The sequence below is a fragment of the Arthrobacter sp. UYP4 genome, from assembly GCF_057291175.1.
The window spans coordinates 1-26,651 of the sequence record NZ_JBXAVU010000005.1; the positions used below are offsets into that span (position 1 = coordinate 1).

28 protein-coding genes and 1 tRNA gene are annotated in these 26,651 nt (G+C 70.3%); 12 read left to right on the forward strand and 17 right to left on the reverse strand.

Features of this window, described 5'->3' with window-relative positions; all coding sequences use genetic code 11:
- Positions 1-182 precede the first annotated feature (182 nt).
- From AC0Z9V_RS15775 to AC0Z9V_RS15785, 3 genes are all read left to right on the forward strand, one after another.
- Positions 183-854 (forward strand): class F sortase, encoded by a 672-nt coding sequence (locus AC0Z9V_RS15775; protein WP_485142064.1) that lies wholly within the window; start codon positions 183-185, stop codon positions 852-854.
- Positions 855-924: 70 nt separating this feature from the next.
- On the forward strand, positions 925-1,488 hold the full coding sequence (locus AC0Z9V_RS15780) for an RNA polymerase sigma factor (RefSeq protein ID WP_485142065.1): 564 nt from the start codon (positions 925-927) through the stop codon (positions 1,486-1,488).
- Entirely contained in the window at positions 1,475-2,233 is a 759-nt protein-coding gene (locus AC0Z9V_RS15785; RefSeq protein ID WP_485142066.1) for an anti-sigma factor domain-containing protein, read from the forward strand. The genes AC0Z9V_RS15780 and AC0Z9V_RS15785 overlap by 14 nt, the downstream gene beginning before the upstream one ends.
- Here AC0Z9V_RS15785 and AC0Z9V_RS15790 read toward each other — a convergent pair.
- Positions 2,230-2,460, reverse strand: a complete 231-nt coding sequence (locus AC0Z9V_RS15790; RefSeq protein WP_459267892.1) for a zinc-ribbon domain-containing protein — start codon at positions 2,458-2,460, stop codon at positions 2,230-2,232. The genes AC0Z9V_RS15785 and AC0Z9V_RS15790 overlap by 4 nt on opposite strands.
- Positions 2,461-2,578: 118 nt before the next feature.
- Positions 2,579-4,036 (reverse strand): MFS transporter, encoded by a 1,458-nt coding sequence (locus AC0Z9V_RS15795; RefSeq protein WP_485142067.1) that lies wholly within the window; start codon positions 4,034-4,036, stop codon positions 2,579-2,581.
- 116 nt (positions 4,037-4,152) lie between these two features.
- Here AC0Z9V_RS15795 and AC0Z9V_RS15800 point away from each other — a divergent pair, with 116 nt between their 5' ends.
- The 3 genes from AC0Z9V_RS15800 to AC0Z9V_RS15810 all read left to right on the forward strand — a co-directional run bounded on the left by AC0Z9V_RS15800 (position 4,153) and on the right by AC0Z9V_RS15810 (position 7,120).
- Positions 4,153-4,818: a TetR/AcrR family transcriptional regulator gene (locus AC0Z9V_RS15800; protein ID WP_485142068.1), complete on the forward strand. Its 666-nt coding sequence runs from the start codon at positions 4,153-4,155 to the stop codon at positions 4,816-4,818.
- 89 nt (positions 4,819-4,907) lie between these two features.
- The gene (locus AC0Z9V_RS15805) at positions 4,908-5,729 is read left to right on the forward strand and encodes an ABC transporter ATP-binding protein (RefSeq protein ID WP_485142069.1); all 822 of its coding nucleotides are present in this window, start codon (positions 4,908-4,910) and stop codon (positions 5,727-5,729) included.
- On the forward strand, positions 5,726-7,120 hold the full coding sequence (locus tag AC0Z9V_RS15810) for an FtsX-like permease family protein (RefSeq protein WP_485142070.1): 1,395 nt from the start codon (positions 5,726-5,728) through the stop codon (positions 7,118-7,120). The genes AC0Z9V_RS15805 and AC0Z9V_RS15810 overlap by 4 nt, the downstream gene beginning before the upstream one ends.
- Positions 7,121-7,136: 16 nt before the next feature.
- Here the strand turns inward: AC0Z9V_RS15810 and AC0Z9V_RS15815 are convergent, their stop codons facing one another.
- The 3 genes from AC0Z9V_RS15815 to AC0Z9V_RS15825 all read right to left on the reverse strand — a co-directional run bounded on the left by AC0Z9V_RS15815 (position 7,137) and on the right by AC0Z9V_RS15825 (position 9,810).
- The gene (locus AC0Z9V_RS15815; RefSeq protein WP_133081469.1) at positions 7,137-8,219 is read right to left on the reverse strand and encodes a fatty acid desaturase family protein; all 1,083 of its coding nucleotides are present in this window, start codon (positions 8,217-8,219) and stop codon (positions 7,137-7,139) included.
- Between the two features lie 117 nt (positions 8,220-8,336).
- Positions 8,337-8,966: a flavin reductase family protein gene (locus tag AC0Z9V_RS15820; RefSeq protein WP_485142071.1), complete on the reverse strand. Its 630-nt coding sequence runs from the start codon at positions 8,964-8,966 to the stop codon at positions 8,337-8,339.
- 4 nt (positions 8,967-8,970) lie between these two features.
- On the reverse strand, positions 8,971-9,810 hold the full coding sequence (locus tag AC0Z9V_RS15825) for an SDR family oxidoreductase (protein WP_485142072.1): 840 nt from the start codon (positions 9,808-9,810) through the stop codon (positions 8,971-8,973).
- 115 nt (positions 9,811-9,925) lie between these two features.
- On the opposite strand from AC0Z9V_RS15825, the gene AC0Z9V_RS15830 reads away from it, so the two are divergent.
- The gene (locus AC0Z9V_RS15830; RefSeq protein ID WP_485142073.1) at positions 9,926-10,729 is read left to right on the forward strand and encodes an SGNH/GDSL hydrolase family protein; all 804 of its coding nucleotides are present in this window, start codon (positions 9,926-9,928) and stop codon (positions 10,727-10,729) included.
- An 82-nt stretch (positions 10,730-10,811) separates the two neighbouring features.
- Positions 10,812-12,005: an MFS transporter gene (locus AC0Z9V_RS15835; RefSeq protein WP_485142074.1), complete on the forward strand. Its 1,194-nt coding sequence runs from the start codon at positions 10,812-10,814 to the stop codon at positions 12,003-12,005.
- 87 nt (positions 12,006-12,092) lie between these two features.
- Here AC0Z9V_RS15835 and AC0Z9V_RS15840 read toward each other — a convergent pair whose 3' ends face one another.
- Positions 12,093-12,749, reverse strand: a complete 657-nt coding sequence (locus AC0Z9V_RS15840) for a histidine phosphatase family protein (RefSeq protein ID WP_459267902.1) — start codon at positions 12,747-12,749, stop codon at positions 12,093-12,095.
- Positions 12,750-13,107: 358 nt separating this feature from the next.
- Between AC0Z9V_RS15840 and AC0Z9V_RS15845 the strand changes: the two genes are divergently transcribed.
- A complete protein-coding gene (locus AC0Z9V_RS15845; RefSeq protein ID WP_459267903.1) occupies positions 13,108-14,025 on the forward strand; it encodes an SDR family oxidoreductase in 918 nt (305 codons plus the stop codon).
- 107 nt (positions 14,026-14,132) lie between these two features.
- Here AC0Z9V_RS15845 and AC0Z9V_RS15850 read toward each other — a convergent pair whose 3' ends face one another.
- On the reverse strand, positions 14,133-15,149 hold the full coding sequence (locus tag AC0Z9V_RS15850) for a hypothetical protein (protein ID WP_485142075.1): 1,017 nt from the start codon (positions 15,147-15,149) through the stop codon (positions 14,133-14,135).
- A gap of 127 nt (positions 15,150-15,276) precedes the next feature.
- On the opposite strand from AC0Z9V_RS15850, the gene AC0Z9V_RS15855 reads away from it, so the two are divergent.
- Positions 15,277-15,777 (forward strand): DUF456 domain-containing protein, encoded by a 501-nt coding sequence (locus tag AC0Z9V_RS15855; RefSeq protein ID WP_485142076.1) that lies wholly within the window; start codon positions 15,277-15,279, stop codon positions 15,775-15,777.
- 4 nt (positions 15,778-15,781) lie between these two features.
- Here AC0Z9V_RS15855 and AC0Z9V_RS15860 read toward each other — a convergent pair whose 3' ends face one another.
- The 3 genes from AC0Z9V_RS15860 to AC0Z9V_RS15870 form a co-directional block, all read right to left on the reverse strand.
- A complete protein-coding gene (locus tag AC0Z9V_RS15860) occupies positions 15,782-17,551 on the reverse strand; it encodes a glycoside hydrolase family 15 protein (RefSeq protein ID WP_485142159.1) in 1,770 nt (589 codons plus the stop codon).
- 212 nt (positions 17,552-17,763) lie between these two features.
- On the reverse strand, positions 17,764-19,236 hold the full coding sequence (locus tag AC0Z9V_RS15865) for a S10 family peptidase (RefSeq protein WP_459267906.1): 1,473 nt from the start codon (positions 19,234-19,236) through the stop codon (positions 17,764-17,766).
- Positions 19,237-19,272: 36 nt separating this feature from the next.
- The gene (locus AC0Z9V_RS15870) at positions 19,273-20,832 is read right to left on the reverse strand and encodes a DHA2 family efflux MFS transporter permease subunit (RefSeq protein WP_485142077.1); all 1,560 of its coding nucleotides are present in this window, start codon (positions 20,830-20,832) and stop codon (positions 19,273-19,275) included.
- Between the two features lie 112 nt (positions 20,833-20,944).
- Between AC0Z9V_RS15870 and AC0Z9V_RS15875 the strand changes: the two genes are divergently transcribed.
- Positions 20,945-21,017, forward strand: a tRNA-Ala gene (locus AC0Z9V_RS15875).
- An 81-nt stretch (positions 21,018-21,098) separates the two neighbouring features.
- Here the strand turns inward: AC0Z9V_RS15875 and AC0Z9V_RS15880 are convergent.
- From AC0Z9V_RS15880 to AC0Z9V_RS15905, 6 genes are all read right to left on the reverse strand, one after another.
- A complete protein-coding gene (locus AC0Z9V_RS15880; protein ID WP_208739037.1) occupies positions 21,099-21,365 on the reverse strand; it encodes a hypothetical protein in 267 nt (88 codons plus the stop codon).
- Positions 21,366-21,461: 96 nt separating this feature from the next.
- On the reverse strand, positions 21,462-22,787 hold the full coding sequence (locus AC0Z9V_RS15885) for an alpha-amylase family glycosyl hydrolase (RefSeq protein WP_485142078.1): 1,326 nt from the start codon (positions 22,785-22,787) through the stop codon (positions 21,462-21,464).
- Between the two features lie 65 nt (positions 22,788-22,852).
- The gene (locus AC0Z9V_RS15890; protein WP_133081457.1) at positions 22,853-23,287 is read right to left on the reverse strand and encodes a hypothetical protein; all 435 of its coding nucleotides are present in this window, start codon (positions 23,285-23,287) and stop codon (positions 22,853-22,855) included.
- Between the two features lie 174 nt (positions 23,288-23,461).
- Positions 23,462-24,211 (reverse strand): hypothetical protein, encoded by a 750-nt coding sequence (locus tag AC0Z9V_RS15895; protein WP_485142079.1) that lies wholly within the window; start codon positions 24,209-24,211, stop codon positions 23,462-23,464.
- A gap of 2 nt (positions 24,212-24,213) precedes the next feature.
- Positions 24,214-25,092 carry a cytochrome c oxidase assembly protein gene (locus tag AC0Z9V_RS15900; RefSeq protein WP_485142080.1) on the reverse strand — a complete coding sequence of 293 codons (879 nt, stop codon included), beginning with the start codon at positions 25,090-25,092 and terminating at the stop codon, positions 24,214-24,216.
- The gene (locus tag AC0Z9V_RS15905; RefSeq protein ID WP_485142081.1) at positions 25,085-25,738 is read right to left on the reverse strand and encodes a DUF2243 domain-containing protein; all 654 of its coding nucleotides are present in this window, start codon (positions 25,736-25,738) and stop codon (positions 25,085-25,087) included. Before AC0Z9V_RS15905 ends, AC0Z9V_RS15900 begins: the two co-directional genes overlap by 8 nt.
- A gap of 129 nt (positions 25,739-25,867) precedes the next feature.
- Here AC0Z9V_RS15905 and AC0Z9V_RS15910 point away from each other — a divergent pair, with 129 nt between their 5' ends.
- Positions 25,868-26,170 carry a DUF4193 domain-containing protein gene (locus tag AC0Z9V_RS15910; RefSeq protein WP_133081453.1) on the forward strand — a complete coding sequence of 101 codons (303 nt, stop codon included), beginning with the start codon at positions 25,868-25,870 and terminating at the stop codon, positions 26,168-26,170.
- A 71-nt stretch (positions 26,171-26,241) separates the two neighbouring features.
- Here AC0Z9V_RS15910 and AC0Z9V_RS15915 read toward each other — a convergent pair whose 3' ends face one another.
- Positions 26,242-26,553, reverse strand: a complete 312-nt coding sequence (locus AC0Z9V_RS15915; RefSeq protein WP_208739042.1) for a hypothetical protein — start codon at positions 26,551-26,553, stop codon at positions 26,242-26,244.
- Positions 26,554-26,651 lie beyond the last annotated feature (98 nt).

Below are 26,651 nucleotides of genomic sequence, written 5' to 3' on the forward strand. Positions count from 1 at the left end.
GGGGGTCGGCGGGGGCCCCGGCCCGGGGGGGGGGGGGGGGGCGCCGGGGGGGGGGGGGGGGGGGGGGGGGGGGGGGCGCCCGCGGGGGGGGGGGGGGGGGCCCCCCGGGGGGGGGGGGGGGGGGGGGGGGGGGGCCCCCCCCCCACCCCGCGGAACCGATCTCGAAAGGAGTATCCGAGACAGTGCAGTCCAGTCAGCGAGGAATCACCGCAGCCCTGCTCGCCGCCGTCGTCCTCGCCGGGTGCGCGCCGGGCGACACCTCGGCACCCCCGGAGCCGGCGCCGTCCATCTCGTCACCCTCGGCGGGTGCACCGGGTGCACCCGTTGCGCCCGCGGCCGACCCGGCGACCCCGGCGACGGGCGCCACCGGCGTTCCCGTCCAGCCTGCAGATGCGGCGCTCAGGCCGGCGGATGCGGCTCCCGTAGCACTCGACATCGCAGGCACCGACATCTCGGTGAGGGTCGTCGACGTCGGGATCGATCAGAACGACGCCATGGAGATACCCGACAGTTTCTGGGAGGCCGGCTGGTACCGGTACGGACCCGCCCCCGGGGCTGAAGCCGGCAACGCTGTCCTGGCAGCCCACGTGGACAGCCTCACGGAGGTCATGCCCTTCGCCCGGTTGAAGGATGTGCCCATCGGCACCATCGTCACCATCACCCTCGACGACGGGCGGTCCCTCGGGTACCGGGTCTCCGACGTGCGGAACATCCCGAAGGCGACGCTGGACGGATCGGAGATCTTCGCCCGCGACGGCGACCACCAGCTCAGGATCATCACGTGCGGAGGGGAATGGCTGCCGGACGAAGGCGACTACGAGGACAATGTCGTGCTCACTGCCCTGCCCCTCTGACTTGCCGCGGTGAGGGCGTAGGATCGCAGGACGCCGCGCCGGTGCGGCCCCCGCGCTTGAGGAGTGGACCGTGGCACCTCCGGGCCCTGAGTGGACGAGGGAGCTCGACCTCGAGTTCTCTGCAGGAGACGAGGGTGCCATGGCGGCTGCCTACCGGAGTTTCTCGCCCCTCGTCCACACGATCGCGCTCAAGTCGACGGGTGACCGGGCGGCGGCTGCGGACATCACGCAGGACGTGTTCGTCAGGGCCTGGCGCTTCAGGAGCAGCTTCGACCCGGAGTCCGGCACGGTACCGGGATGGATCCTGGGGATCTGCAGGAACGTCGTCCTCGACTCCCTGTCGGCGAAGGGCAGGCAGCAGCGATTGGTGATGCACTCGGCGGCAACCCCCGAAACCGGCGTCACCCGGGATCACGGGGTTGATACGATCACTGACCGGGTGGTCCTGGGGTCCGAACTCGAACTGCTCGGCGAGCCGCAGAGTTCGATCCTCAAGCTCGCCTTCTACGAAGACCTGACGCACCAGCAGATCTCGGCCCGCCTGAATCTCCCCCTGGGGACCGTCAAGAGCCACATACGGAGAAGCCTCGTGCACCTGCGGCAACGATTGGGGGAATGGAATGCAGCATCTTGACCCCGACCTCGTCGGTCTCGCTGCGCTCGACGAGCCCCTCGATCCATGGTCACGGGAGCACCTCGGCCTGTGCCGTGCCTGCTCCACCGACGTGGACGAGTTGCGGAGCGTCGTCATGGTCGCGAAGGCCGACGGGTCGACGACCGTGCTCGAGCCGCCGGGACCGGCGGTCTGGGAGGCCATCAGGACCGAACTCGGCCTGTCCGCGGACCTGGATGCCGACACGTCGGGTCCGCCCGTCCGCCGGCAGGAGGCGTCATCGGTCGTCGTGCCGATCCCGGACCGGCCCGCACGTGCCGGGCGTCGGTTCTCGGCGCGCTGGCTCGCCGTGGCGGCAGGAGTCGGGATCGTGGTGGGCGGAGGCGCCCTGTGGGGGATCCAGTCCCTGGGAACGGATCGGGAAACCGCCGTGCAGGCGCAGGCCGCGTTGGAGCCACTGCCCGGTTATTCAGGATCCGGCGAGGCCACCGTCTCGCGGGCGGGCGACGGCACCCGAACCCTCGACATCGACCTGACCGGCCCGGCGCCTGAGGGGTACCGGCAGGTGTGGCTGATCGCCCCCGACCTCGGGCAGATGTACAGCATCGGCCTGATGGACGGGGATCGCGGCAGCTTCGCCGTGCCCGCCGACATCGATCTGGCGCAGTTCCCCATCGTCGACGTCTCCGACGAACCCTTCGACGGGGACCCCTCCCACTCCAGCGTCAGCATGGTTCGGGGCACCATCGGGGGCATCAGCAGCTAGTGGGCCAGGGCGCGCTGTTCCGAGCCGCTGATCCTGGACGTCCCACCGCAGTTCGTGCAGACCTGCAGCCGCGTCCTCTTCAGGGTGATGAGCGGGATGAAGAACACCGAGAGCTTGGTCCTGCGCTCGAGGACCTGCTGCGGGGCATGCCGGCCGCAGTAGCGGCAGGTCGCCGAGCGGGTGAACCGGAGGTGCTCACGCGTGGTGAGGCCGAAGAGGAAGAACATGCTCCACCGTAACCGGACGGTCCGGTGGAGCGTTCTTCCCCTGCATGCCGCGCCGATCGCTTGCGGTGTCCGGCGGGATGTGGGGCGGTACGTGGGGCGGTACGTGGGGTGGCTGTCCTCAGTCGTCGATACCCGCCGTCGTGGTGCCCCGATGACGGCCCCGCACCGAGGGGGCAGCGAGCGCTGCCAGCAACGCCAGGACACCCACGCCCGCGGAGACCCAGAACCCGGCGGTGAAGGCGTGATCGGCGGGTGCGCCCAGGGCCGTGGTGTTCGACGTGATGAGGGCGGCGATGACGGCCGTCCCGATGCTGCTGCCGATGGTGCGCAGGACGGTGTTCGCGCTGATCGCCTCTCCGGTCTGGGTCGCAGGCACGCTCTCGACGATGGCGTTGGAGGTCGCCGCGAGGGCCATCCCGATGCCGATCCCGGTGAGGACTCCCGAGAGGAGGATCTGCCACTCCTCCGCATGGCCGAGGGCAGGGAGGGCGAAGGCGACGACGACGGCGACGGAGCCGACGATCATCGGCACCTTCGGGCCGATCCTGCGGATCAGGACCCCGGCGACCACGCCGGAGACGACCATCGCCGCGACCGTGGGGAGCAGGTACACGCCGGCCTCGCTCACCGACTTCCCGAAGCCGTAGCCGAGGACCGTCGGCAGCTGCAGGAGCGTCGGGACGAGGATGAAGGTCCCGAACATCGCGAAGCCGAAGGCCAGGGCGACGACGTGTGCGGTCCACACGCCGCGGTGGCGGAAGAGCCGCAGGTCGATCAGCGGCTCCGCGACACGCAGTTCCACGAGCACGAAGACGACGAGCAGCACGGTTCCTCCGCCGAGCAGGCCGATCGTCCTGCCGTCGGCCCACCCCCACGTCTGCCCCTCGCTGATGGCCAGCAGGAGCGCCACGAGGCCGAGGGACAGGATCCCCGCTCCGAGGGTGTCGAGGCGGCCGGGTGTGCGGACGGGTGATTCGGGCATGCCGAAGATGGCACCGAGCAACGCGATCAGCACGAGGCCGGCGGGGATCCAGAAGAGCCAGTGCCAGGACAGCGACTCGACGATCGGGCCGGCAGCGACGATCCCGACGCCGGCGCCGATGCCGAAGATGGCCGACAGGAGGCCGATCGTCACGCTCACGCGTTCCTTCGGCAGCTCGTCGCGGACGATGCCGATCGAGAGCGGCATGACGGCGCCGGCGGCTCCCTGCAGGATGCGCGCGATGATCAGCACCGTCAGGTTGGTCGCGAGGGCGGCGAGGACCGCGCCGACCAGGAGCAGTGCGAGGACGACGATGAGGACCTTGCGCTTGCCGACCATGTCGCCCAGGCGACCGAGGATCGGGGTCAGCACCGCGGCGGACAGCAGGTATGCCGTCAGTACCCAGCTCGCCGAAGCGGTGGAGACGCCCAGGTCCTGTCCGATCGTTCCGAGCGCCGGAGCGACCAGTGACTGCAGGACGGCGAACGACAGTCCGCCGAGGGACAGGTAGGCGATGATCGCCGTGCCGCGGGGGCGCCCGGCGGAATCCTTCGGGGCCGGTCCCGTGGTGGGGCGCTGGGTGACGGTGGACATGGAGCTCCTCGGAGAAGTAAACGCGTGATTACTTCTCAGCATAATCGCTGGTCCCTGGAAATCAACAATCGTTTACATGCGGTGTCCGCGGTCTACAGTGGGTGCGGAGGTACATCATGGCCAACGGGATGCAGGCGCCCTCGGAATCGCCTGGAACAGGGGAACAGCAGGCCGACGAGGTGCGGTCGGGACGGGACGCCACCGTCACGCGCCGCGCGCTCGTGCGGGCAGCCCGCAGGCGCTTCGCCACGGATGGCTACCGCGCGACGACCGTGCGGCAGATCGCGTCCGACGTCGGGGTCAACGTCGCGCTCATCAACCGGTATTTCGGGTCGAAGGAGGGGCTCTTCGAGGCGTGCATGAACCGGACCGTCGACGAGCTCGACACAGCGAACAGGGCTCCCGCGGTGGGCATCGACGACGTGATCGGCCGGCTGATCACCCACGTGGTGGAATCGCCGAACGCCGACGATCCCCTGCAACTCCTCCTCCTGCTGCGCTCGTCCGGGGACGAGAACGCGGACCGCATCCGCCGACGGACCCTGGAGTCCTTCACCCGGAGGCTCGCCGGGGCGGCGGGATGGAGCACAGGGGATCCCGGTACCGAGCACCTGCTGGTGCGGGCGCAGATCGCCATGGCCACGATGCTCGGGTTGGTGATGCTCCGCACCTCCACCGGTGTGCAGCCCGCGGCATCGGCTACCTCCGACGATCTCACAGGCCCGCTCGGTGAGGTCTTCAGGGTGCTCCTGGCGGATCCCGGATCGGCGTCCCGGGCGTAGACCCGCCTCCCGCCACGGTATGAGGAGGCCGGAAGCCGGTCAGCCTCCAGCCCGACGCGCGGGCGGGCCGGCAGCGGAAGCATGGAGACATGACCTTCCCACGTCCCGGCAGACCCCTGTCCACCTCACCCATCACGACACCCACCATGAGATCCGCCGCGCTGGATGCGGCCACCCCGTATCCCGTCAGCTCGAAGCCGGCCGCCCGGGCCGCCGTGCTCAGCGCACGCGGCCTGACGAAGGCCTACCACGCGACGCGCGCTCTCTCCGACCTCAGCCTCGACATCCGGGCCGGTGAGTCCGTCGCCGTCATGGGTCCCTCCGGCGGTGGGAAGACGACACTCCTGCACTGCCTCGCCGGCATCATCACCCCGGACACCGGGCAGGTACTGCTCCGGCACGACGACGGCGGCACCACCGACGTCGCGCGGCTCTCCGACCGGGACCGGTCCGCGCTGCGCCGCTCCACCTTCGGCTTCGTGTTCCAGCAGGGCCTGCTGATCCCCGAACTCACGGCACTCGAGAACGTGGCCGTCGCGCTGATGCTGCTCGGCGTCGACCGCTCGAGTGCCGAGCACTCGGCGGCGGGGTGGCTCGCCGCACTCGGCCTGGCGGGACTGGAGGACCGCCGCGTCGGCCAACTGTCCGGCGGCCAGGCCCAGCGTGTCGCCATCGCCCGGGCACAGGTGTCCGGAGCGAGCGTGATCTTCGCCGACGAGCCCACCGGGGCGCTCGACTCCGGCACGTCGGCCGACGTCATGGACCTGCTCCTCCAGTCCACCACCGGCATGGGGAAGACGCTCGTCGTCGTCACGCACGACGACGGCATCGCCCGCCGGTGCGCGCGCACCGTCCGGCTGCGTGACGGGCGCATCGTCAGCGACTCGCTGCAAGCGGAGTCGGCAGCATGAGCGCCACCGGCGCTCCCGCCGTCCCGTCCGCCGTGGCGCCGACCACGCTGCACATCCCCCTCAAGGTGCCGCTCCGCCTCGCCTGGCTGCTCGCGCGACCCTCTGCGGGCGGGCTCTCTGCCGCAGCCCTCCCGGTGACGGCCTTCGGGCTCGTGACCGCGCTCCTGCTGACCGTCGTCGCCGGCGGACTCTCCTTCTTCCAGTGGCAGGACGAGACCGGCCAGCTCTACCTGGCGCTCGCCGCGATCGCCACGGCGCTCCTCGTGGTCCCGCTCGTGTCCCTCGGCGGATCGGCCGCACGGCTCTCCGCCCGCCGCCGGGACGAGCGGCTCGCGACCCTGCGCCTCCTCGGCGCCCCCGCCTCGACCGTCGCCGTCATGACCGTCGCGGAATCGGCCCTGCTGGCCGCCGTCGGCGCCCTCGCCGGGATCATCGGCCACCTGCTGCTGATCCCCATGGTCCAGCTGATCCCCTTCCGGGGCCGGGCCCTGGGGGGATCGGTGTGGATGGGACCCGGTCCCATCGCGCTGGTGGCCCTGGGCGTGGTGCTGCTGGCGGCGGTGAGCGCGATGCTGGGCCTGCGGACGATCGTGGTCTCCCCGCTCGGCGTGCGCACCCGGGGACACGCACCGCGGATCCACTGGCTGCGCGCCGTCATCGGCGTGTCCGTGATCGCCGTCGTGGTGACGGTTCTCGGCACTCTCGGTGGAGTCGAGGACTTCGCCACCGTGGTGGTGGTCCTGGGGCTGGGGTTCGCCGGGGCGCTCGGTGTCCTCGACCTGGTGGGCCCATGGATCATCGGGGTCCTGGCCCGCCGTCAGGTGCGCTCGGCGCGGACTCCTGAACGGCTCCTCGCCGCCCGCCAGATCCTCGACTCCCCGAAGGGGGCCTGGCGGCAGGTCAGCGGCGTCGCCATGACGTGCTTCGTGGCCGTCGTCGGAGGAGCGGGAGCGGCCCTGATGAACTCGGCCGGCCCCCTCGAGGGCAGCGAACGCTTCCTGGGGGACGACGTGCGCACGGGCGTGCTCATCACCATCGTCGCGTCGTTCCTCATGGTGGCGTGCTCCGTGGGCGTCAACCAGTCGTCACTGCTGCTCGACCGGCGGGACCTCTACGTGAGCCTGGACCGGCTCGGCATGCCGGTTCCGACGATGGACGCCGCCCGCACGCGGGCGGTCCTGTTCCCGCTGATGGTCGTATCGGTGGGCAGCGCACTGACGGCGGTCGTCGTCGTGCTCCCGCTCGCCGGGTTCGCGCTGATCTTCGCGCCGCTGTCCGTCGCCGTGATCATCGCCTGCCTCGCGGGCGGTGTCGGACTGGTGGCGCTCGGCCTGCGGGCCACGCGCCCGGTCCTGACGCATGTCCTGCGTACTCCGGCCGCCGCGCTGTGACGCAGGCGGCCGGACGCTAGGGCCTGCGGAAGCGGTTGACCATGGGGCAGTCGAACGGGTCCCGGGCGGCGAGTCCCACGCGGTTCAGGTAGGACACGACGGCCCCGTAGGACGCGGCCACGCCGACCTCGGTGTACGGCACGCGCAGCCGCTCGCAATGCTCCTTCACGATCACGGCCGCGCGGCGCAGGTGCGGGCGCGGCATGTCCGGGAAGAGGTGGTGCTCGATCTGGAAGTTGAGGCCGCCGAAGGCGTTGTTGACGAAGGAGCCACCGCGGATGTTGCGTGAGGTGAGGACCTGCTTCTGGAAGAAGTCCAGCTTGCTGTCCTTCGGTACCACGGGCATGCCCTTGTGGTTGGGGGCGAAGCTCGCCCCCATGTAGATGCCGAACACGGCGAGCTGGACGCCGAGGAATGCGAAGGCCATGCCGACCGGCAGGAACCAGAACAGGACGCCCAGGTACGCCCCGAAGCGGGCGCCGAGGAGTGCGAGCTCGACCCAGCGGCCCTTGATGGCACGGCGGGCGAACAGGGTGCTGATCGAGCGGGCGTGGAGGTTGATGCCCTCCATGGTGAGCAGCGGGAAGAACAGGTAGCCCTGGCGGCGCGTGATCCAGGCCTGGATGCCACGGGCCTTGGCGGCGTCCTCCTCGAGGAACGAGATGGTGTCCACCTCGATGTCCGGGTCCTTGCCGCGGGTGTTCGGATCGTTGTGGTGGCGGGTGTGCTTGTCCATCCACCACGCGTAGCTGATGCCGACGACCCCGGCGGCCAGGATGCGGCCGGACCAGTCGTTCGCGCCGCGGGTCTTGAAGATCTGGCGGTGCGAGGCTTCGTGCGCCAGGAACGCGACCTGCGTGAGGACGACTCCGAGCACGGCTGCCACGAGGAGCTGGAACCAGGTATCGCCCAGGAGCGCGAACCCCGTCCAGGCCGCGCCCATGGCGAGGGCGAGGACGGCGAACACCGAAACGTAGAAACGCCGTCGGCGGTTCAGGAGGCCTTCCTTGCGGACCTGCTTGAGCAGGACGGAGTAGGAGGCGACGACGTCGTTCGGCCTGGAGATGCGGACGGTGCGCGGGGCGGCGGTAACGCTCATGTGGGTCCCTGGGGCTGACGGATGGCTTCCCAGCCCGGGAGTGGGGTGCTAAACCCGCAGATGTCCCCACTGTATGTCAGCACCCTGGGCGGCGCCTGCAGATGGGGTCGATCCAGGTCACGGAGTTGCGGTGCCGGCGTCATAGTGCCCGGGCCAATCCGCGACGGGGATCCGTGGGATCGAGCGGATCCTGCCGGCCGTGCCCCACTCGTCCCTGCCGAGACGCGAGAGCGGGCGCAGCGCATCGATCGCGGGAAGGGTGCCGTCGAGGACGTCCTCGGAGACCACCGCGTGCACCACTTCGCCGAAGACGAGCGTGCAGTCCCCCATGTCCTGGAGAAGGTGAAGCCGGCACTCGAGGGCGGCGGGGGATTCGAGGACGCGGGGCGGTGCGACCCTCGCACTGGGCTCGCGGGTGAGCCCGGTGGCATCGAATTCGCTGACGTCGGGCGGGAAGTCCGTGCCGGTCGCGTTGACGGCCTCGAAGAGGTGCTCGGGGGCGAGGCTGACCACGAACTCACCCGTGGCCTCGATGTTGCGCACGGAGTCCTTGCGGCCCACGGACGTGAACTGGACGATCGGCGGGTTCACCGAGGCGATGGTGAAGAACGAATGCGGGGCGAGGTTGTCCACGCCGTCCACCGAGGTCGAGGAGACCCACGCGATGGGGCGTGGGACCACCACCGAGGTCAGGAACCGGTAGAAGGCACGGCCGGCCTGCGGGTCGGGCACGATATCCCGGCGCACGGCCCTAGCCCCTCGCCGCGAGGAGCTCGCGCAGGCCGAGGGGGCGGCGCCCGGTGAGGCGCTCGACGTCGGGCGAGACCTCCGCCAGCTCGCCGCGGGCGATCGCGGTGTACGTGCTGACCCAGGCTTCGACCTGCCACCGTGGTGCCCCGTGGTGGGCGCGGGACGCCATCGCCTCGTCGTGGGTCTGGTCCTCGAAGCGGACGGTCGCGGGCGTGCACTCCGTGATGGTCGCCGCGGCGTCCGCCAGGGTGAAGGCCTCGGGCCCCGTCAGGTGGTACGTCCTCCCCGCGTGGTCGCCGGGCGCACGCAGGACCGCGGCGGCGGAGCGTGCGACGTCGGCCTGCGCGACGGCGGCGAGCAGGCCGTCGCCGGCCGGACCGCGGATGACGCCGTCCTCCGCGAGGGAGGGGACGAAATCGAGGTAGAGGCTGTCGCGGAGGAAGGTCCAGGACATGCCCGAACTGCGGATGTGCTCCTCCGTGTACCAGTGGTCGCGTCCGAGGAGGAACACGGCATCCGGGGCGGCACCGAGGAACGAGGTGTAGACGAGGTGCTGCACCCCCGCCTCCTTCGCCGCATCGACGAAGGTGCGGTGGGTCCCCACCCGGTCCGGTTCCTCGGCGGCGGACACCATGAAGAGGACATCGACCCCGGCGAGGGCCTCGACCGACCCGTCGAAGTCCGCATAGGTCGTTCGTCGGACGGTGGACTCGGGCAGGTGCTGTGCCCGGTCCGGGGACCGGACGGGCAGGACGAGCGGCACCTGTTCGGCGGCGAGCATCCGGGCGACGCCGCCGCCCACGGTGCCGGTCGAGCCTGTGACTGCGATGCGATGCTCCATGCTCCTCTCAGCCACGATCGCCCGTGGATTATTTCCGGCCTGCCGCGTGGGGGTTTCACCGGACGTTCGCCCCGTCGTCGCTCCCGGGTCGCCCGGCACCGCTAGGCTCCCTCGAATGGCGGGACGGTTCGTGGCGATCGGTGATTCCTTCACGGAGGGCGTGGGCGACTGGAACACGACCTTCCCCAACGGTGTCCGGGGGTGGGCCGACCGCGTCGCCAAGCAGCTGGGACGCCAGGACCCGGAGTGGGAGTACGCGAACCTCGCGATCCGGAGCAAGCGCCTGCACCACGTCCGCGACGAGCAGGTGGACCGGGCCCTCGCGCTCAAGCCCACGCTCGTCAGTCTCTACGCCGGTGGCAACGACATCCTCGAACTCCGCATCGACATGGCTGCCCTCATGCGGTCGTACGAGTCGATGGTGGCGCGCATCGCCGGAGCCGGGGCACGCCCGCTCCTCTTCACCGGGTTCGACATCCCGCTGAGCCCCGTCTTCGAGCCGATGAAGCGGCGCAACTGGCTGTACAACGACCACGTGCGGCGCATCGCGCGCACCTACGACGCCGTGCTGGTGGACTACTGGTGCTTCGAGGAGTACTCGGACCCGGGCCTGTGGGACGCGGACCGCCTGCACATGTCGCCGGCCGGCCACCGGAACCTCGCCGCCCATGTCCTGCGGTCCCTCGGCATCGACCATTCGCTGACCCCGCGCCTCCCCGACCGGAAGGAGTACGCGGGGCTCGTGGCCGGACTGCGCCGTGAGACCGCCTGGCTGGGGGAGTGGGTGGTGCCGATGTTCGGTCGCCGCCTGCGGAAGGTCACCCTGGGTGACGACCTGCAGCCGCGGTGGCCGGACCCCGTGCGGCCCGCGGACGGCCTGAAGCGCCTGGCCCGTGCCCGGTCGCCGGGCCGCGTGTAGCGGAAGCCGCTCGAGGCGCCGGCGCTCCGGGCGTGGTAGCAATGGGAGGAATGAAACAGTCGCCGGCCCCGCGTCCTGCCCCATGAGGGGCCGGTTCCCCGCCGGGATTCCCAGAAGCTACATCCTGCTCGCCTGCATCGGCCTGGTGGCACTCAACCTGCGGGGCCCCATCGTGGCGGTCGCTCCAGTGGTGGATCGGATCCAGGCGGATCTGGGCTTCTCGCCCGCCCTGCTGGGGCTGCTCACCAGCATCCCGGTCCTGTGCTTCTCCCTCGCGGCACCACTCGCGTCCCTGGCCGCCAGGAGATGGGGTGCCGAGTTCGCGGTGACGCTGACCATCCTCGGCGTGCTGGCGGGCGTCCTGGTGCGTTCCGCCGGCGGCCCCGTGCTGGTGGTGTGCGGCACCGTGGTGATCGGCCTTGCGATCACGGTGGGCAACATCGCGGTCCCGCTGATCGTCCGGCGGGACTTCCCGCCGTCCCGGCAGGGGACGGCGATGGGGATCTACACCGCCGCGTTGAACATCGGATCCTTCCTCACCTCGGTGGTGACAGCGCCGCTCGCCGGGCTGGCCGGATGGCGGGTCGCGCTCGCCGCGGTCGCGGTCCTCGCCGTCGCGGCGGTGGCGGTCTGGGCCCTGGCGGTGGGGCCGAGGACCGCCTTCTCGGTCTCGGCCGAGGACGGCGGCGACACGACGCTGCCGCCCGTACGTGGCTCCGGGTGGATCACTGCCGGGTTGACGGCAGGCTTCGCCATGCAGGCCTTCTCCTACTACGGACTGACGGCCTGGCTGCCGAGCTACCTGCATGACGAACTCGGCATGTCCGTCTCCGAAGCCGGTGCCGGATCGTCGATCTTCCAGATCCTCGCCATCGTGGGCGGCCTCGGAGTGCCGTTCGCCGCCCGGTTCCTGAGTACGACGGCGGTGGCCGTCACCGTCGGAGTGCTGTGGACGTCCGTCCCGGCCGGACTGCTCCTGGCGCCGCAGCTGTGGTGGTTCTGGTCCATCTGTGGCGGCATCGCCCAGGGCGGGGGCATCACGGTGATCTTCATCGCCATCATTCGGCTGGCCCGCGACCAGGCATCTGCCGGTCGAATGTCGGCGATCGTGCAGGGATCGGGCTACTGCCTGGCGGCAGCGTCGCCTCCGCTGCTGGGCTTCGTGCACGACACCACGGGATCCTGGACACCTGCGCTCCTGGTTCTGCTGGCGTCCGTGCTGATCTTCCTCTTCAGCACCACGGGCTCGGTCCGGCGGGTGCAGAAGAACCGCTGAGGCACCGTCGGACAGGAGGCTCGTCGCTGCCGACGGTGCGGTGCCCGGGCGGGGCCGATCCGGGTCCCGCGGCCCGACCGCGGGACCTCAGGTGGACTGACCCGTGACGTCGTTCCCGGCGAACCCTTCGAGTGCCGGCCCTCCCAGGGGCTCCGGGTGCCACGAGGCGAGGTGCCACCGACCCGGTCCGCCGCTCAGGACGCTCATACCCGTGTTGTCGATGGTCAGGGTCCGCGCGCGGGCGGGGCTCAGGCCGGTGGCGACGGCGGTGTAGACCCTGATCGCGGCCCCGTGCGAGAAGACGGCGACCGACTGCTCCGGGGTGCTGTCCTGCACGATCCGCCGGATGGCGCGGTCGTACCGCTCGATGAACGCATGCCCGGTCGTGCCGCCGGGCATGCGTCGGTCGAGATCGCCCTCCATCCATCCGAGCAGGCACGTCGCATACGCCTCCGCGGAGACGGGATCACTCAGCATCTCCAGGCTGCCGGCACTGATCTCCTCCAGCCCGGGGACCACACCGGTGTCGAGATCGAGCGTCGAGGCCAGCGGTTCGGCGGTCTGCTGCGTCCGGACGAGCGGCGAGGCGTAGATGCCCGAGAGGGCGACGCCCGCAAGGGCGGCAGGCACGGCGCGGGCCTGGTGCTCGCCGAGCGCGGTCAGTCCGGCACCCGGGAAAGCCGTATCCAGGGATCCGGCCACATTGTTCGGTGTCTGGCCATGACGGATCAGCAACAACTCCATGGCACCGACTCTACGACCGCCGGTCGCTCCATGGCGCGCCCACTAGACTGGACGCACTATGGATCACATGCGCAGGCTCCGCACCCCGATCGTCTGGCTGGTCGTCGCCGCCCTCGTGCTCGGCATCGGCGCCGGCTTCTTCTCGGTCGTCTTCTGACCCTTCTCCCGTGCGACGGCACCGCGCACTGTCGTAGCCGCCGGTGGCACGTCATGCCAGCGATCCGCGTGGCGTCCGGCGGGCTTGTCCGGGCTTTCCCCCGCGCCTAGGGTGATAAGTAGGCTTAGCTTCAGGGCGAGCTGTCATCCAGCCAGGCGTCGACATGGCGCGGCACACGCATTCTGTACAGGGAGAACACCTATGACCTCCGAGAGCACCACAGGATCGACCGACCAGTACACCTTCCAGAACCCCGTCACCCGTTTCGAGAGCATCACCCCGCAGGCCAAGCAGACGGCCGAGCCGGGGCTCGAATCCGATCTGGAGATCAAGGCGGACCGGGGGGAGACCTCCTACCGCGGGACGGGCCGGCTGCAGGGCCGGAAGGCCCTCATCACGGGGTCCGACTCCGGGATCGGCGCGGCGGTTGCCATCGCGTACGCGCGTGAGGGCGCCGACGTCGCCCTGTCCTACCTTCCCGAGGAGGAAGAGGACGCGCAGGTCGTCAAGGGCATCATCGAGGCGGAGGGCCGCACGGCCGTCTGCATCCCGGGTGACCTGAAGGACCCCGAGTACTGCACCGCCCTGGTGCAGCAGGCGGTGGACGGGCTCGGTGGACTGGACATCCTCGTCAACAACGCCGGCAAGCAGGTGGCGGTCGACTCCCTCGAGGAGCTGAGCGACGAGCAGCTGGACCACACGTACAAGACGAACATCTACTCGTTCTTCCGTGTGACCAGGGAGGCGCTCAAGCACCTCCAGCCCGGGTCGGCGATCATCAACAGCACGTCCATCCAGGCCTACGAGCCGTCACCGACACTCGTCGACTACGCGAGCACCAAGGCCGCGATCAATAACTTCACCAAGGGACTCGCGCAGCAGCTCGCGCCCAAGGGCATCCGCGTCAACGCCGTGGCACCCGGTCCCATCTGGACGCCGCTGCAGCCCTCGGGCGGACAGCCCGCGGAGGCGCTGCCCGAATTCGGGAAGGACACCCCGCTCGGCCGCGCCGGACAGCCGACCGAACTCGCTCCCGCCTACGTCTTCCTGGCCTCGTCCGAGGCGAGCTACGTGCTCGGTGAGACCCTCAACGTCAACGGTGGGATGCCCTCGCCCTGAGGCTTCCCGCAGGACGACGACAGCCCCGGACTCGTTCGAGTCCGGGGCTGTCGTCGTCCTGTCTGCCGACCGTCCGGTCGCCGGCACCTCCGGTGCCTGTGCCGTATCTACTCCGTGGTCTCCAGGGCGTCGAAGTCCGCGCGGTCGATCTTCCGGTGGTACCGCATGCCGGCGAGGCCACCCAGGATCGCCCCGACGAGCGCGACGGCGGCCACCACGAGCAGGCTGATGAGTCCGGGGCCGGTGAGATCGGCGGCGGATGGGACGCCGAGGCCTTGGAACCGTTCGGTGACGTTGGCCTGGTTGCCGATGATGAACCCGATGACGGCGAGTACGACCGCGACGATGACGGCCCACAGCCAGACCGCGACCCCCTGCTTGACCCCGCTGAACCGGGCCATGCGGCCGGCCACGTAGCCACCGGCGAAGTAGGAGAGCAGCAGGACGACGCCCAGCACGACGGCGGCCGTGATGCCCGTGGTCTGTGCCTCGCCCGAACCGCTCGTCAGGTCCGCGGTAGAGAGGTTCGAACCGACGCCGAAGACCGCGGCAAGGGCGCCGACGAGGGCCGAGAGCAGCACGAACATGCCGGTGGCGGTGAGCCAGCCGAAGAAGGCCGAGCCGAACTTCATGCCGCCGAAGAGCTCCTTCTCGCGCTGGTGGAGCAGCTTGCGCTCCTCCAGGCCCGGAACACGCGATCCCGGAACGGCGCTCCGCGGGGCGGGCCGCTCACGGCTCCGATCACCGCTGCGCGCGTCGGTCTCCTGCCGGGCCGCCACCACCGGGGCGACCTGCGTGTGCATCTTCGTGTCCTCGTCGTGCGGGACAGCCCTCGACGCGGAGATGGGCGCCTGGGTGTGCTCGCGGGTCGGGGTGCTGTCCGGGGCGTCCGAGTACATGCCGGGGACGTACTCGCCGCTGGAGTCGTCGTCGGCCGAGTATGCGCCGGGCACGTAGTCGCTCCCGCCGTCGTCCGTTCCCGTGCGGCCCGCACCCGCTGCGCCGCCGGCGCTGCTCGCTCCCGCGCCGGACCGTCCTGTGTCCAGCAGTTCCGTGGGGTTGGCGGAGTCGTCGCCGTGCCGGGAGCGGTCGCCCTCGTTGTTTCCTGTTGCCGGTGTGCTCATTGATCCTCCTGATCTCAGGGCCCGCAGGCTCGCTAAGGCGGCTTAGTATTCCCTCCAGTATTCCATGACCGGGGCCACAGGGCCCGTCCGTGGCCCCGGTCACGCCTGTCGATGCAAGACTGGGGCCATGGATCTACAGGTGTTCATGACGGTGGTCTGCGGTGCGCTCATCGCCGTCGGTATCGCGGGAGTGGTGGTCCCGGTCCTGCCGGGCAGCATCCTGGTCATCGTGTCACTGCTCATGTGGGCGCTGACCGTGGCCAGTACCGAGGGCTGGGTGGTCTTCGCGATCGGCACGGTCCTGGCCGGTGCCGGTCTCGGTGCCGGTGTGGTGCTCACGGGCCGGACCCTCAGGCAGCGGCAGATACCGGGCCGGTCGGTGACCCTCGGGGTGCTGGCAGGGATCGCCGGCATGTTCGTGATCCCCGTGGTCGGCCTGTTCGTCGGTTTCGCCCTCGGCCTGTTCGCCAGTGAGTTCGCCCGCCAGCGCACTGCACGTGCGGCACTGGCCTCGAGCCTCCACGCCCTGAAGGCGACCGGGCTGGGCATCCTCGCGGAGCTGGCGCTCGCCTGCCTCGCCGGCACCACCTGGGTGATCGGCGTCTGGGTCTACTTCGTCACGTCCTGACGGCTCAGGACTTGCCGGAGATGGACAGGGCGGCGACGATCAGGGCCAGATGGCTGAGCCCCTGCGGGAGATTCCCCATGAAGGAGTTGTCGGCAGGGTCGATCATCTCGGACATGAGGCCCACGTCGTTCCCCAGCGGCAGGAGCTCCTCCATCAGGTCCACGGCCTCGTCGCGGCGGCCCACGGCGACGAGCGCCGACACCAGCCAGTAGGCGCACGCCACGAAGGTCGACTCCTCCTCCTGCATCCCGCTGTAGCGGTAGAGCAGTGGTCCTGCGCCGAGTTCCTCGCGCAGGGCGTCGATGGTGGCCGACATCCGCGGGCCCGTGTCGAAGCCGCTCATGGCGTGCAGGAGGATCGAGGCGTCAAGCTCCGTGGATCCGGGATACCAGATGTAGCTCTGCCGCTCCTCGGACCAGCCGTGCTCGTGGACCCAGTCGCGGATGCGGTCGCGCTCGGCGGTCCACCGCTCCACGGGGCCCTGGAGCTGGCCTCGTTCGGCGAGCAGCACGGCGCACCGCAGCGCGTTCCAGCAGCCGAGCTTCGAGGTGACGTAGTGGCGTTCCTCCGGCAGTTCCCACATCCCGGCGTCGCGTCGCTGCCAGACATCGCAGGTCAGGTCGGCGAGGTCGGCGAGCTGTCGCATGGTCGCAGGATCGAGGACGTGGCCCGCCTGGACGTACTGCCAGACGATGTCGAACACGTCGCCGAAGACGCCCAGCTGCAGTTGCCCTGCCGCCGGGTTGCCGTCGACCACCGGGCCGTTGCCGCGCCAGCCGGTGAGGTCGGGGCGTCGCGTGCCGTCGGGGGTGTCGCCGTTCAGGCGCGTGAACACCTCGAGGTCGGATCCCTGGGACCGCAGGTTCTTGAGCATCCAGGACACGGCTCCGTGGACCTCCTCGCGAAGACCCGCGCGGGTGAGTGCGTGCAGCGTATAGGCGGTGTCCCGGACCCAAGCGTAGCGGTAGTCCCAGTTCTTGCCGCCGGACGCACTCTCGGGGAGCGACGTCGTTGCCGCAGCGGCGATGGCTCCGGACGGACTGTGCAGCAGCAGCTTCAGGGCCAGGGCGCTGCGCAGCACGGCGTGCCGGTAGTCGCCGTCGTACCCGAAGTTGTCGGACCACGTCTGCCAGTTGCGGATGGTCCGGTCCACGCCGTCGTCGATGCTCTGGGGGTCCGGGAGCGGCAGCGGCTCCCCGTGCGTCGAGACGACGGCCACGAGATGGCAGGATCCCGCGGAGGTGGTGAAGGCTCCCTCGACGGATCGGCCCTGGGGGGTCTTCAGTCCGTGGTCGATCCCGAGGACTCCGAGCCCGACCGCGTCGATGCGCAGCACCGGGTGCTCCGGTCCTTCGTCGAGCCAGGGCGACGCCGTGCCGAAACAGGTGCCCGGCGCGACGGACCACGCCATGTCCACGGATCCGTCCAGCCCGTCGATGCGGCGGGCGAGCTCGCCCCAGGGCAACCTGCCTGCGACCCCGGTGTTCAGGGAATCGGTGACGCGGACAGTGCCCGTGGCCGTGGTGTAGGTGGTCTCGAGGACGTTGGAGCCGTCCGCGTAGCGGCGCTCCACCGAGAACTCCGCCGTGGGGGCGAGGGAGATGAAACCCTCGTCGGCGTCCAGCAGGCGGGCGAACGTCGGCGTGGAGTCGATGTCGGGCGTGGGGTACCAGTCGATCGAGCCGTCGAGGGCGACCAGCGCCACCGTCCGCCCGTCACCGATGGCGGCGTACGAACGGATGTCGGCGAAGCCGGCCTCGTCACGGAGTGCGATCGTCGGTCCTCCCGCCCGCGGCGCGCTGCTACCTGCCGTACTTGCCGTTGTACCGCGTCTTGTTGGCCCGGGGCTGCCCGCCGCGGCGGTTGTTCAGCACGCGTGAGGCGATGATGGGCACCAGGGCCCAGAGGATCCTTTTCAGCATGGTCGAGTCCTTAAGGTAGGGGCCGTCGCGGCTGTCGCCGCGACCGTCTTCATCATCCTACTTACTATTCCCGGCCGGTCCGCTCCTGCGTGACGAAGGCCCGGAGGGCGCGCAGTTGCGTGTCGCGTGCTACCGGGTTGAGGTACATCATGTGACCGGCCTCGTGGTAGTGGTGGGTGAACCGGGCACGGGTGGCGTCGTCGAGGTTCATGTGCGCCCACACGTATTCGGCTGCGAAGTGGGGCGTCGCGCCGTCGTGGTAGCCGTAGTCCACGTGGACGCGCAGGGCGGGGTTGTGGACGAGGAGGCGTTCGAGGACACCCGAGACGTCCACGGGGGCGCCCTCGAACGTCCGGTAGCTCCAGGGCTGTACACGGGCCGTCAGGATCTCGTAGGGAAGGTCGTTCTCGTAGCCGAGCTCGGCGCGGACGTAGTGGTTCATGGCTGCGGAGTACGGCCCCGTGATGGCCCGGATGCTCGGGTCGTCGAACGAGTCCGACGACTGCAGGTTCGCGGGCTTCGCGGCGAAGCGACCGTCGATGCGGCCGACGGCGAGGCCCTCGGAGCGGAGGATCTCGGCGGCGAACTCGTGGTAGGCCCAGCGGAGGTTCGTGCGGCGGATGAAGCCCTCGTCGAGGGTGGTGATGGTGTGGAGCCGGTGCACCACCTCGTCGAGTTCCTCCGGGGTCAACCGGCTGCCCTGCGTCAGGGCGTAGCCGAAGTCCCTGGCCGCGTACTCCTCGGCCTCACGGACCACGTCGGCGAGTTCCCGGTCGCCGTGCCGGCCGTGGTAGTGCGCGATGGCGGCGTAGGTCGGCAGGTGCAGGGCGTACGGCAGGTCGCTGCCGGGGAAGAACCGCAGCGTGGACATGTTGAGCACCGTGGAGATGAGACCGAGCCCGTTGACCGCCATGCCGTAGGCGTCGAAGAGCCGTCCGGCCACCGCGACGGCGCGGAGGGTGCCGTACGACTCGCCGACGAGGTACTTGGGGGAGAGCCAGCGGTTGTTGCGGGTGGTCCACAGCCGGATGACCTCCGCGACGAGGTCGCGGTCCTGCACGAAGGCGTGGAACTCGTCGGCCTTCTCGCCCGCCACCACCCGGGAGAATCCGGTGTTGACCGGGTCGATCATCACGAGGTCGCTGGATTCGAGCAGGCTGTCGGGGTTGTCGACGAGTCCGAAGGGGGCGGGCGTCATGGTCCCGACGTCACCGGATTCCACGAGACGCGGACCCAGCAGGCCCAGGTGCAGCCAGACGGAGGCCGAGCCCGGTCCGCCGTTGAAGGCGAAGGTCACGGGCCGGTCCGGTTCGGCGTCCTGCTTCGTGTACGCGACGAGGAAGATCTCGGCCTTCGGCTTGAAGCCGTCCGCCTTGCCGTCCTTCGTCTCCTCGCGCCGCAGTACGAGGCGTCCCGTCGTCGTCGTGTACTTCAGACCCGACGGCGAGGTGTGCTCCCGGACGGCGAAGTCGTCCGACACCTCCTTCGCCGCGGCGGTCTCCGTGTCCTTCGCTGTGTCCTGCGTCTCATCAGCCATGGCAGAAGACTACCGGTAGTTCCCCGAGGCAACAGCTCAGGAGTCGGCCGGTGTCGCTTCCCGAGGCCGGTCCGCCGCGGACGGGCTCCCACCCGCGGCCCCGGCATCGCCCTCCCACACCCGGTTCTGCTGCGGTCTCGCGAAGAACAGGGCCGCCGCGAAGCCGAGGATGATGACGATCGCCGGCAGGTAGAGCGACTGCCCCATGGACAGCGCATAGCCGGCCTTGGCCTCGTCGGGGAGGGCCGTCCCCGGAGTGGTGCTGATACCGCCTCCACCGAGGTTGGCCAGGAGGTGCGACTGCATGACGGCCGCGATCGCGGCGCTGCCGAGGACGGCGCCCATCTGCCGCGTGGTGTTGTAGACCCCGGAGCCGGCGCCCGCGAGCGACGGAGCGAGATTGCGCGTGGCCGTCAGCGACACCGGCGCCCAGATGCCGGCACTGGAGAGGCCGAGCAGCGAGATGGGCAGCAGCAGCTGCCAGAGCGGGACGTCCACCGTGAGGATGGAGCCCAGCCAGAACAGCGCGGCGGACATCCCGGCGAAGCCCGCGATGGCGATGTACTTCGGGTTGCTGCGCTGCACGTACTTGCCGACGAACGGGGCGAGGACGCCGGAGATGACGGCCATCGGGGTCAGCAGCAGGGCCGCCTGCGTGGGCGAGAGGCCGCGGACCGTCTGGGCGTAGAGCATGAGGGGCAGCGTCATGGTGGTGATCGAGAAGCCCATGGCCGTGATGGAGGTGTTCGCGAGGGAGAAGTTGCGGTCGCGGAACAGCTTGAGGGGGACCAGGGGTTCGCCGCGGTTGAAGCGCTGCCAGGCCACGAAGGCGACGAGCAGCACGAGGCCCGTGATGATGAGGGACCAGACGGAGAGAGGGCCGGCGATGGTGCCCCAGTCGTAGGTCTCGCCCTCCTGGATCCCGAAGACCAGGCAGAACAGGCCGGCCGCGCTGAGGAACACCCCGAGCATGTCGAACCGGTGGGACGTCGTCGGCAGGACCGGGACGAGGCGGGCGGCGAGGATGAAGCCGACGACGCCCACCGGGACGTTGATGAAGAAGATCCACTCCCAGCCGGCGGAGTCGACGAGCACGCCGCCCAGCACGGGCCCGACGAGCGTGGCGATGCCGGCGACGGATCCCCAGAGCCCCATGGCGGCACCGCGGCGCTCCGGCGGGAAGATCCGCGTGATCACGGACATGGTCTGCGGGGTCATCAGGGCGGCGCCGAGGCCCTGCAGGACGCGCGCGATGATGAGGGCCTCGACCGTGCCGGAGAAACCGCACCAGGCACTCGAGAGGGTGAAGACCACGAGGCCCACGAGGTAGATGCGTTTCGGCCCGAACCGGTCGCCGAGCCTGCCGGTCACGAGCAGCGGGACGGCGTAGGCCAGCAGGTAGGCGCTCGTCACCCAGATGACGCTGTCGATGCCGGCTCCCAGTCCCTCCATGATGGCGGGGGTGGCGACGGAGACGATCGTCGAATCGACCAGGATCATGAAGAAGCCGATGACGAGCGACCACAGGGCCGGCCAGGGCCTGACGTCGTCGTTCTGGAGCGGGGCACGAGCCTCCGCCGGAGGGTTGCTGGACATGGGAAGAAGACTACGCCCGCGTGCCGACACTCCGGAGCGGAGGCCGTCCCGGCGTGACTTTGGGCCTCGGCCCTTCTCTTGGGTAGAGTGTTGGTGTTCGGAAGTGGTGTCCGGGGCTTTAGCTCAGTTGGTAGAGCGTTTCGTTCGCAATGAAAAGGTCAGGGGTTCGATTCCCCTAAGCTCCACGGTCCGGAACACGAAGCGGGGCTCCTGTCATCAGGAGCCCCGCTTCTCTCGTCGTGGCGGAGATGGCCGGCTCGGGTGACCTACTCCTCGGGAGCCTTCCGCGCCCACGGTCGTGCCGCCAGGATCCGGGCGAGCGGTCCCAGCCACGACATCACCACGAGCAGCGTGAAGGTGCTGCTCAGCGAGGATCCGATGCTCGTGGACGGCAGCAGTTGCTGGACGCCCACGAGGATCGCGGCGACGAGCAGCAGCTTCTTCACGCCGTTGAGGACGTGCGCCGGGACCGGTCGCGGCCACGGGGTGAAGTCGGTCGTGTCGATGTCCCTCGGCGCGTCCTCCGGACCCATGCGACCTCCTCTGCAGCGGATGTGTCGTCCCATTATCCACTCGTGGCAGGCCTGGCCGCCCTCCGCGGACCGGCCGTCCCGTCCCGAGGGACCGGGTCAGCCGAGGACGGCCCAGGCGCGGGGCGGCAGGAGGATCCGCTGCGTGCCGGACTCGACCGTCGCCCGTCCGGCGAGGACGGCGACGGCGCCGCCGGTCTCTGCCGACCGGGTGTCCGGCGCGAGGTTCAGCGCGACCACGAGTGGCGCGTCGCCGTCGGCCGCGACGCGGTAGACCAGCAGTTCGTTGGACAGCTGCAGCACCTGCGTCGTCGCACGGTGGAGCCACGGATGCCGGCGGCGGATGCCGATGAGCTCCTGGTGGACCTCGTAGGTGGGCCTGCCGACGGGGGAGAGGTCACCCGGGGAGGGTGGGAAGAGCGGCCGGATGTCGTCGTCGCCCCCTGCCCTGTCCTCCTTGGTCCCGCGGTAGCCCTGCTCGTCCCCGTAGTAGATGGACGGGGTGCCGCCGGCCGTGAGGAGGACGACGACGGCGTGGGGGAGCAGGGCGGGGTCGATGAGCTTGCTGGCGATCCGCGTGACGTCGTGGTTCCCGATGAAGGTGAGCGGGGCGAAACTTCCGAGCAGCGCGTTGTGGCGCTCCAGTGCCGCGGCGAGTTCGAAGAGGTTCGCGTCGTTGAGCGAGCTCCAGACGGCTTTCCACAGCTCGTACTGCGTGGCGGAGTCGAGCTCGCCGGCCCGGATCTCCGACCCGTAGTCGCCGTGGATGTATTCACCGACGAACCATGCCTCGGGGTGGGACGACCGGACGCGCGTGGTGACCTCGGCCCAGAACCGGGCCGGGACGGCGTAGGCGGCATCGAGCCGCCAGCCGTCCGCCCCGCGACCGAGCCAGTACTCCATGACCCCGGCGACGAAGTCCACCACGGCCGGTTCGTCGTGGTTCAGCGCCACGAGGTGGTGGTGGCCCTCGAAGTCGCGGTACCCCGGCTCGGTGCCGGCCCCGGCACCGTCGGGCCAGTCGAGGAGGAACCATGGGGCGGTCGCTGCTCCCGGGCCGTCGGCGAGGACGTCCTGGAATGCGGCGAAGGAGCGCCCGGTGTGGTTGAAGACTCCGTCGAGCAGGATCCGCAGACCGCGGCGGTGCGCTTCGGCGACGAGGGTGTCGAAGTCCTCCGACGTGCCGAGCCGCGGATCGATCCGGAAGTAGTCGGTGGTGTCGTAGCCGTGGGTCTCCGAGGCGAACACGGGCCCGAGCGCCAGCCCGGACGCGCCGAGCTCCAGCGCGTAGTCGAGCCAGGGCACCAGGTCCAGCAGGCGATGGGCGGCTGCCGGATCGGTGGTCGCGGTCTTCTCCGCACCGACGAAACCGAGCGGGTACACGTGCCACCAGATCACGTGCCGGACCCAGTCGGGTTCCTTCATGCGGTCCTGCCCTTCGGTACGGCGATCGGGTGGAGCAGGGCGGCTGGCGGCCCGGAGGAGGCCGGCTAGCTCGCGTCCACGAGGAGGTGGCCGCCCGAGGCGAGCTGCTGCACCTCGCCCGGCTCGAGGTGCGCGGCGTCGGCGATGTCGACAATGGCTGCGCCCGCGTCGGCGGCCTGCAGTACGGCGGACTCGAGTTCCCCCGCGAGCTGGTCGAGCTGCCACTGCATCGACTCGAGGTCGGCGGCGGCCGCCGCGACACGGCGCAGGGCGGGAGGCAGCGGGTGCGCGAGCTCGGCCGGCTCCTCGTGGGAGAGCTGGAAACCGCACGAGCAGGCCCACACGAGTTCGACGTCGAACCCGGCCGGAGCCTGCGGGATCATGCCGTAGGAGGAGCCGGTGTAGGAGGTCTCGCGCAGGGTCATGGGCTCCCCGCAGTGGAGGGGTGCCCCGACGGCGGTGTCTCCTGCGCCCAGGGTGTCACTGATTGTCTGCGTCATGCTCGCCCTTTCATCAAGAATACGAACCCTACTGTCAACTAGTTCGACAAACTAGTTATATGCGGACTGACATAGCCCTGTCCACTTCGGGTTGCTCCACACCACCGTGAGGTATCCGTCTCGGAGGTGTGCTGCTGCGGTCCCTGCGCAGGCCGAGTCCCGGACCGGGCGAGGCTACCCAGCGGCGGCGAGCGTCTCGTCGATCAGGTCCTGGAGCTCGTCCTGCGTCCCCTGGGGTAGGGCGTCCCGGGCGGTGCGCACAGCTGTCACGGCCAGGCTCCCCCGCGTCCCGATGACGGTCATCGTCTCCTGCCGGGCGCCGTCCGGCGAGGACTGCAGCGTCAGGTTCCCGAAGCTCCGGTCGGCGTCCGTCGCCGCGTCGACGTCCTGGACCGTCTGGTCGATCACCACGCCCTGTGCCTCGACGGTGAAGGACGAGCATGCCTGCAGTGCGGCGGACGATGCGTCGATGCGACCGGGGAAGAACGCGGCATCCGCGGACGACGACGCCGAGACGATGGTCTGGACGGCGTCACCACCGGCGCCGGAGACACCCGTGGCGTAGCCGGCGTCCTCGGGCACCTCGAGGGTGTTGGACGCGAACACCGCGCACTCCTCCGGCGTGATCACGACCGACTCGAGGAACCGGCGCGCCTGGTCCATGCCCTGGTCGATCTGGTCCGTAGGTAGGACCTGCAGGGCGGCGCCGTCCGCCTCGGTGACGGTGCCCAGGATCGCCGCGAGTTCCTCCGAGGAGTACGTGCGGGATCCGTCGTCCGCCGTCGTCGTCCCGTCCGTCGTCGTCCCGTCCGCCTCCGCGGACGGTGATGGCGACGGTGATGGCGACGATGAGGGTGACGAACAGCCGGCCACCGCGAGCAGGGCGGCCAGGGACAGTCCCGCGAGGGGTGGAAAGCGTTGCATGGTCATCCTTCGGTGGGCGCCGGGCTACCCGCCCGCTCCGGCAAGGCTACACAGGATGCCGGGGAAGCCGTGCGCCGGTCCAGGCGCCGTCCGCTGGCCCGGTAGACCTGTGCGCAGAAGACCACGAGGAGGAGCGCGTGGACGGCATCGCCCCCGTAGTACATGAGCTGGGCCGCCTGCTCCACGTCCGGCGGGCCGGCCTCGCCGCCGACGGCGTACAGGTGCTTCGCCACCATGCCGTGGACCGCGATCGCCGTGACGATCGCCGCGCCGCGCTGCCACGCCGGCGCCCGGTGCGGGTTCGGGTCCGTTCCGACGACGGCGTAGGTGAAGATGCACCCGGCGACCACGAAATGGACGTGCAGCAGCGGCCCGAGCACCGGGTGGTGGAGCAGGTCGAGGGCGCCCCCGTCCCGATACAGGAGTGCCATCGGGACGGTGGCGAGGAGGGTGGCGACCGCCGGATGGGTGCCCAGCCGCACGGGAACCGAGGCGGCGAGACGGCTGAAGCGCCGCCCGACGGACACGGGGACGGCGCGGAGGAACAGGCTCACCGGAGCGCCGAGGACGAGCAGCAGGGGGACGAGCATGCCGAGGGCCAGATGGACTGCCGTGTGGGCCGTGAAGCTGCGGCCGGCGGCCTGCGCCAGCGGGCCCACCGTGACGGCCAGCCCCAGCACCGTGCCGGCCAGCCAGGCCACGGACCGGCGGGGAGGCCATCCGGGCCGTCCGCGCAGGACGGCGGCGCGGCCGGCGAGCAGGTACGCCGCGGCCGCCCCGAGCCATACGAGCACGACGGCGGTGCCGAGGACCAGCCCGACGAGCCCTCCCGGAAGGTGCCCGGACACGGCCTCGCCGAGGTGGTGCGGATCGTCACCCATGGCGGGGAACGGCGTCCGGGCCCGTCCGGCGGCGGGTTCCGAGGAGCACCAGGATCCCGGCGGCCAAAAAGGCGAGGGCTACACCGTTCCACAGGAGGTCGTAGGGGAGCAGGTCGACCCCGTACCGCACCTCGTGCAGGTCGAGCAGCTTGTGCTGCACCAGGCCGTCGAACAGCTGGAACGCGCCGATGCCCACGAGGACACCGCCCACCCAGCGCCGGGCCCGCAGGGCTCCGCGGCGCCTGAGGTCGGCGAAGAGGAACAGGGAGGCCACGGTCGCGAACCAGCTGAACGCGTGGAACACGCCGTCGGAGACGAGGCCGGCCGCCGGCGTGGACCGGTCGTAGAAGTGGTGCCAGTGCAGGAGCTGATGGAAGACGGCCTCGTCGACGAAGGCGATGAGGCCGCAGCCGAACAGGACGCCCACCAGGACGTTCCGGCGCTGGAGGCCCTCGGCGTCCCGTGCGGCGGGGACGGGCGGGATGGCGGACGAAGCGATGGCGGCACCCGTCGTCGGGGGAAGCGGACAGCTCCCAGCGTGCCAGCGCCGCCCCGGACGCGTCCAGCACTTTCGCGTCCCCGTGGCGGGCGGCGCGGGCGCGGTCTGTACCCCTCCGGCACGAGGCGGGACCAGGGGCGACGGCACGAACCCGACGCTATGACAAGCATCACGGTGAGGAGGCCCGGAACCGGCAGTACGCCCGATATTTCCCACTAGACTCGATTGCTGCACGCGCCCCGCGGCACAACGAACCCCACGAAGAACGGCATCGGCATGGCAACGGACTACGACGCACCCCGCAACAACGACGAGGACAAGGAAGCGGAGTCGCTCGAGGCGCTCCAGGCGAATCGGGGAAGCAACACCCAGTCGTCGTCGGTCGACATCGAGGACGGCGACACCGCCGAGGGCATCGACCTGCCGGGCGCCGACCTCTCCGGTGAGGAACTCCTCATCCAGGTGATCCCGCCGCAGGAGGACGAGTTCACCTGTGCGTCCTGCTTCCTCGTCCGGCACCGCAGCCAGATCGCCCTCGAGAAGGACGGCCGGCAGTACTGCAGCGACTGCGAGGGCTGACCCGCGGCCCCGGGACGACGGCGGCGTTTCCCGCGGGAGGCGCCGTCATGCGGAGCGGAGTCGGGGGATGCTCAGGAAGCCTTCTCGTCGTACCACCAGTGCGTGGCTTCGAGCGGTCGGCGCGACCGCGACGCGACAGGGAGCTCGACGACGACGGCGTCCCGGCGGGGACGCGTCAGGACCATCCGGATGACCGCGAGCAGGGCGGCGGGAATCGACACCAGGATGACGACGGCGAGACCGTACATCGCGAGGGCCGCATGCACGGGCGAACCGTAGAGCACCTCCAGCGATGCAGCGCTGCCGAACCAGAGCCACAGCCAGAACAGGCCGATCGCGTAGAGCAGTGACCGCGCGCGCCTGTAACGCAACGGATAGTGCATCCGCCCACGCTTCATATTCGTCTCCCCAGACTTATGTTTTCCGGACCCGCCCCAGGCAGGACCACAGGATGAATAATAGACCGCGACCGAGGCTTTCC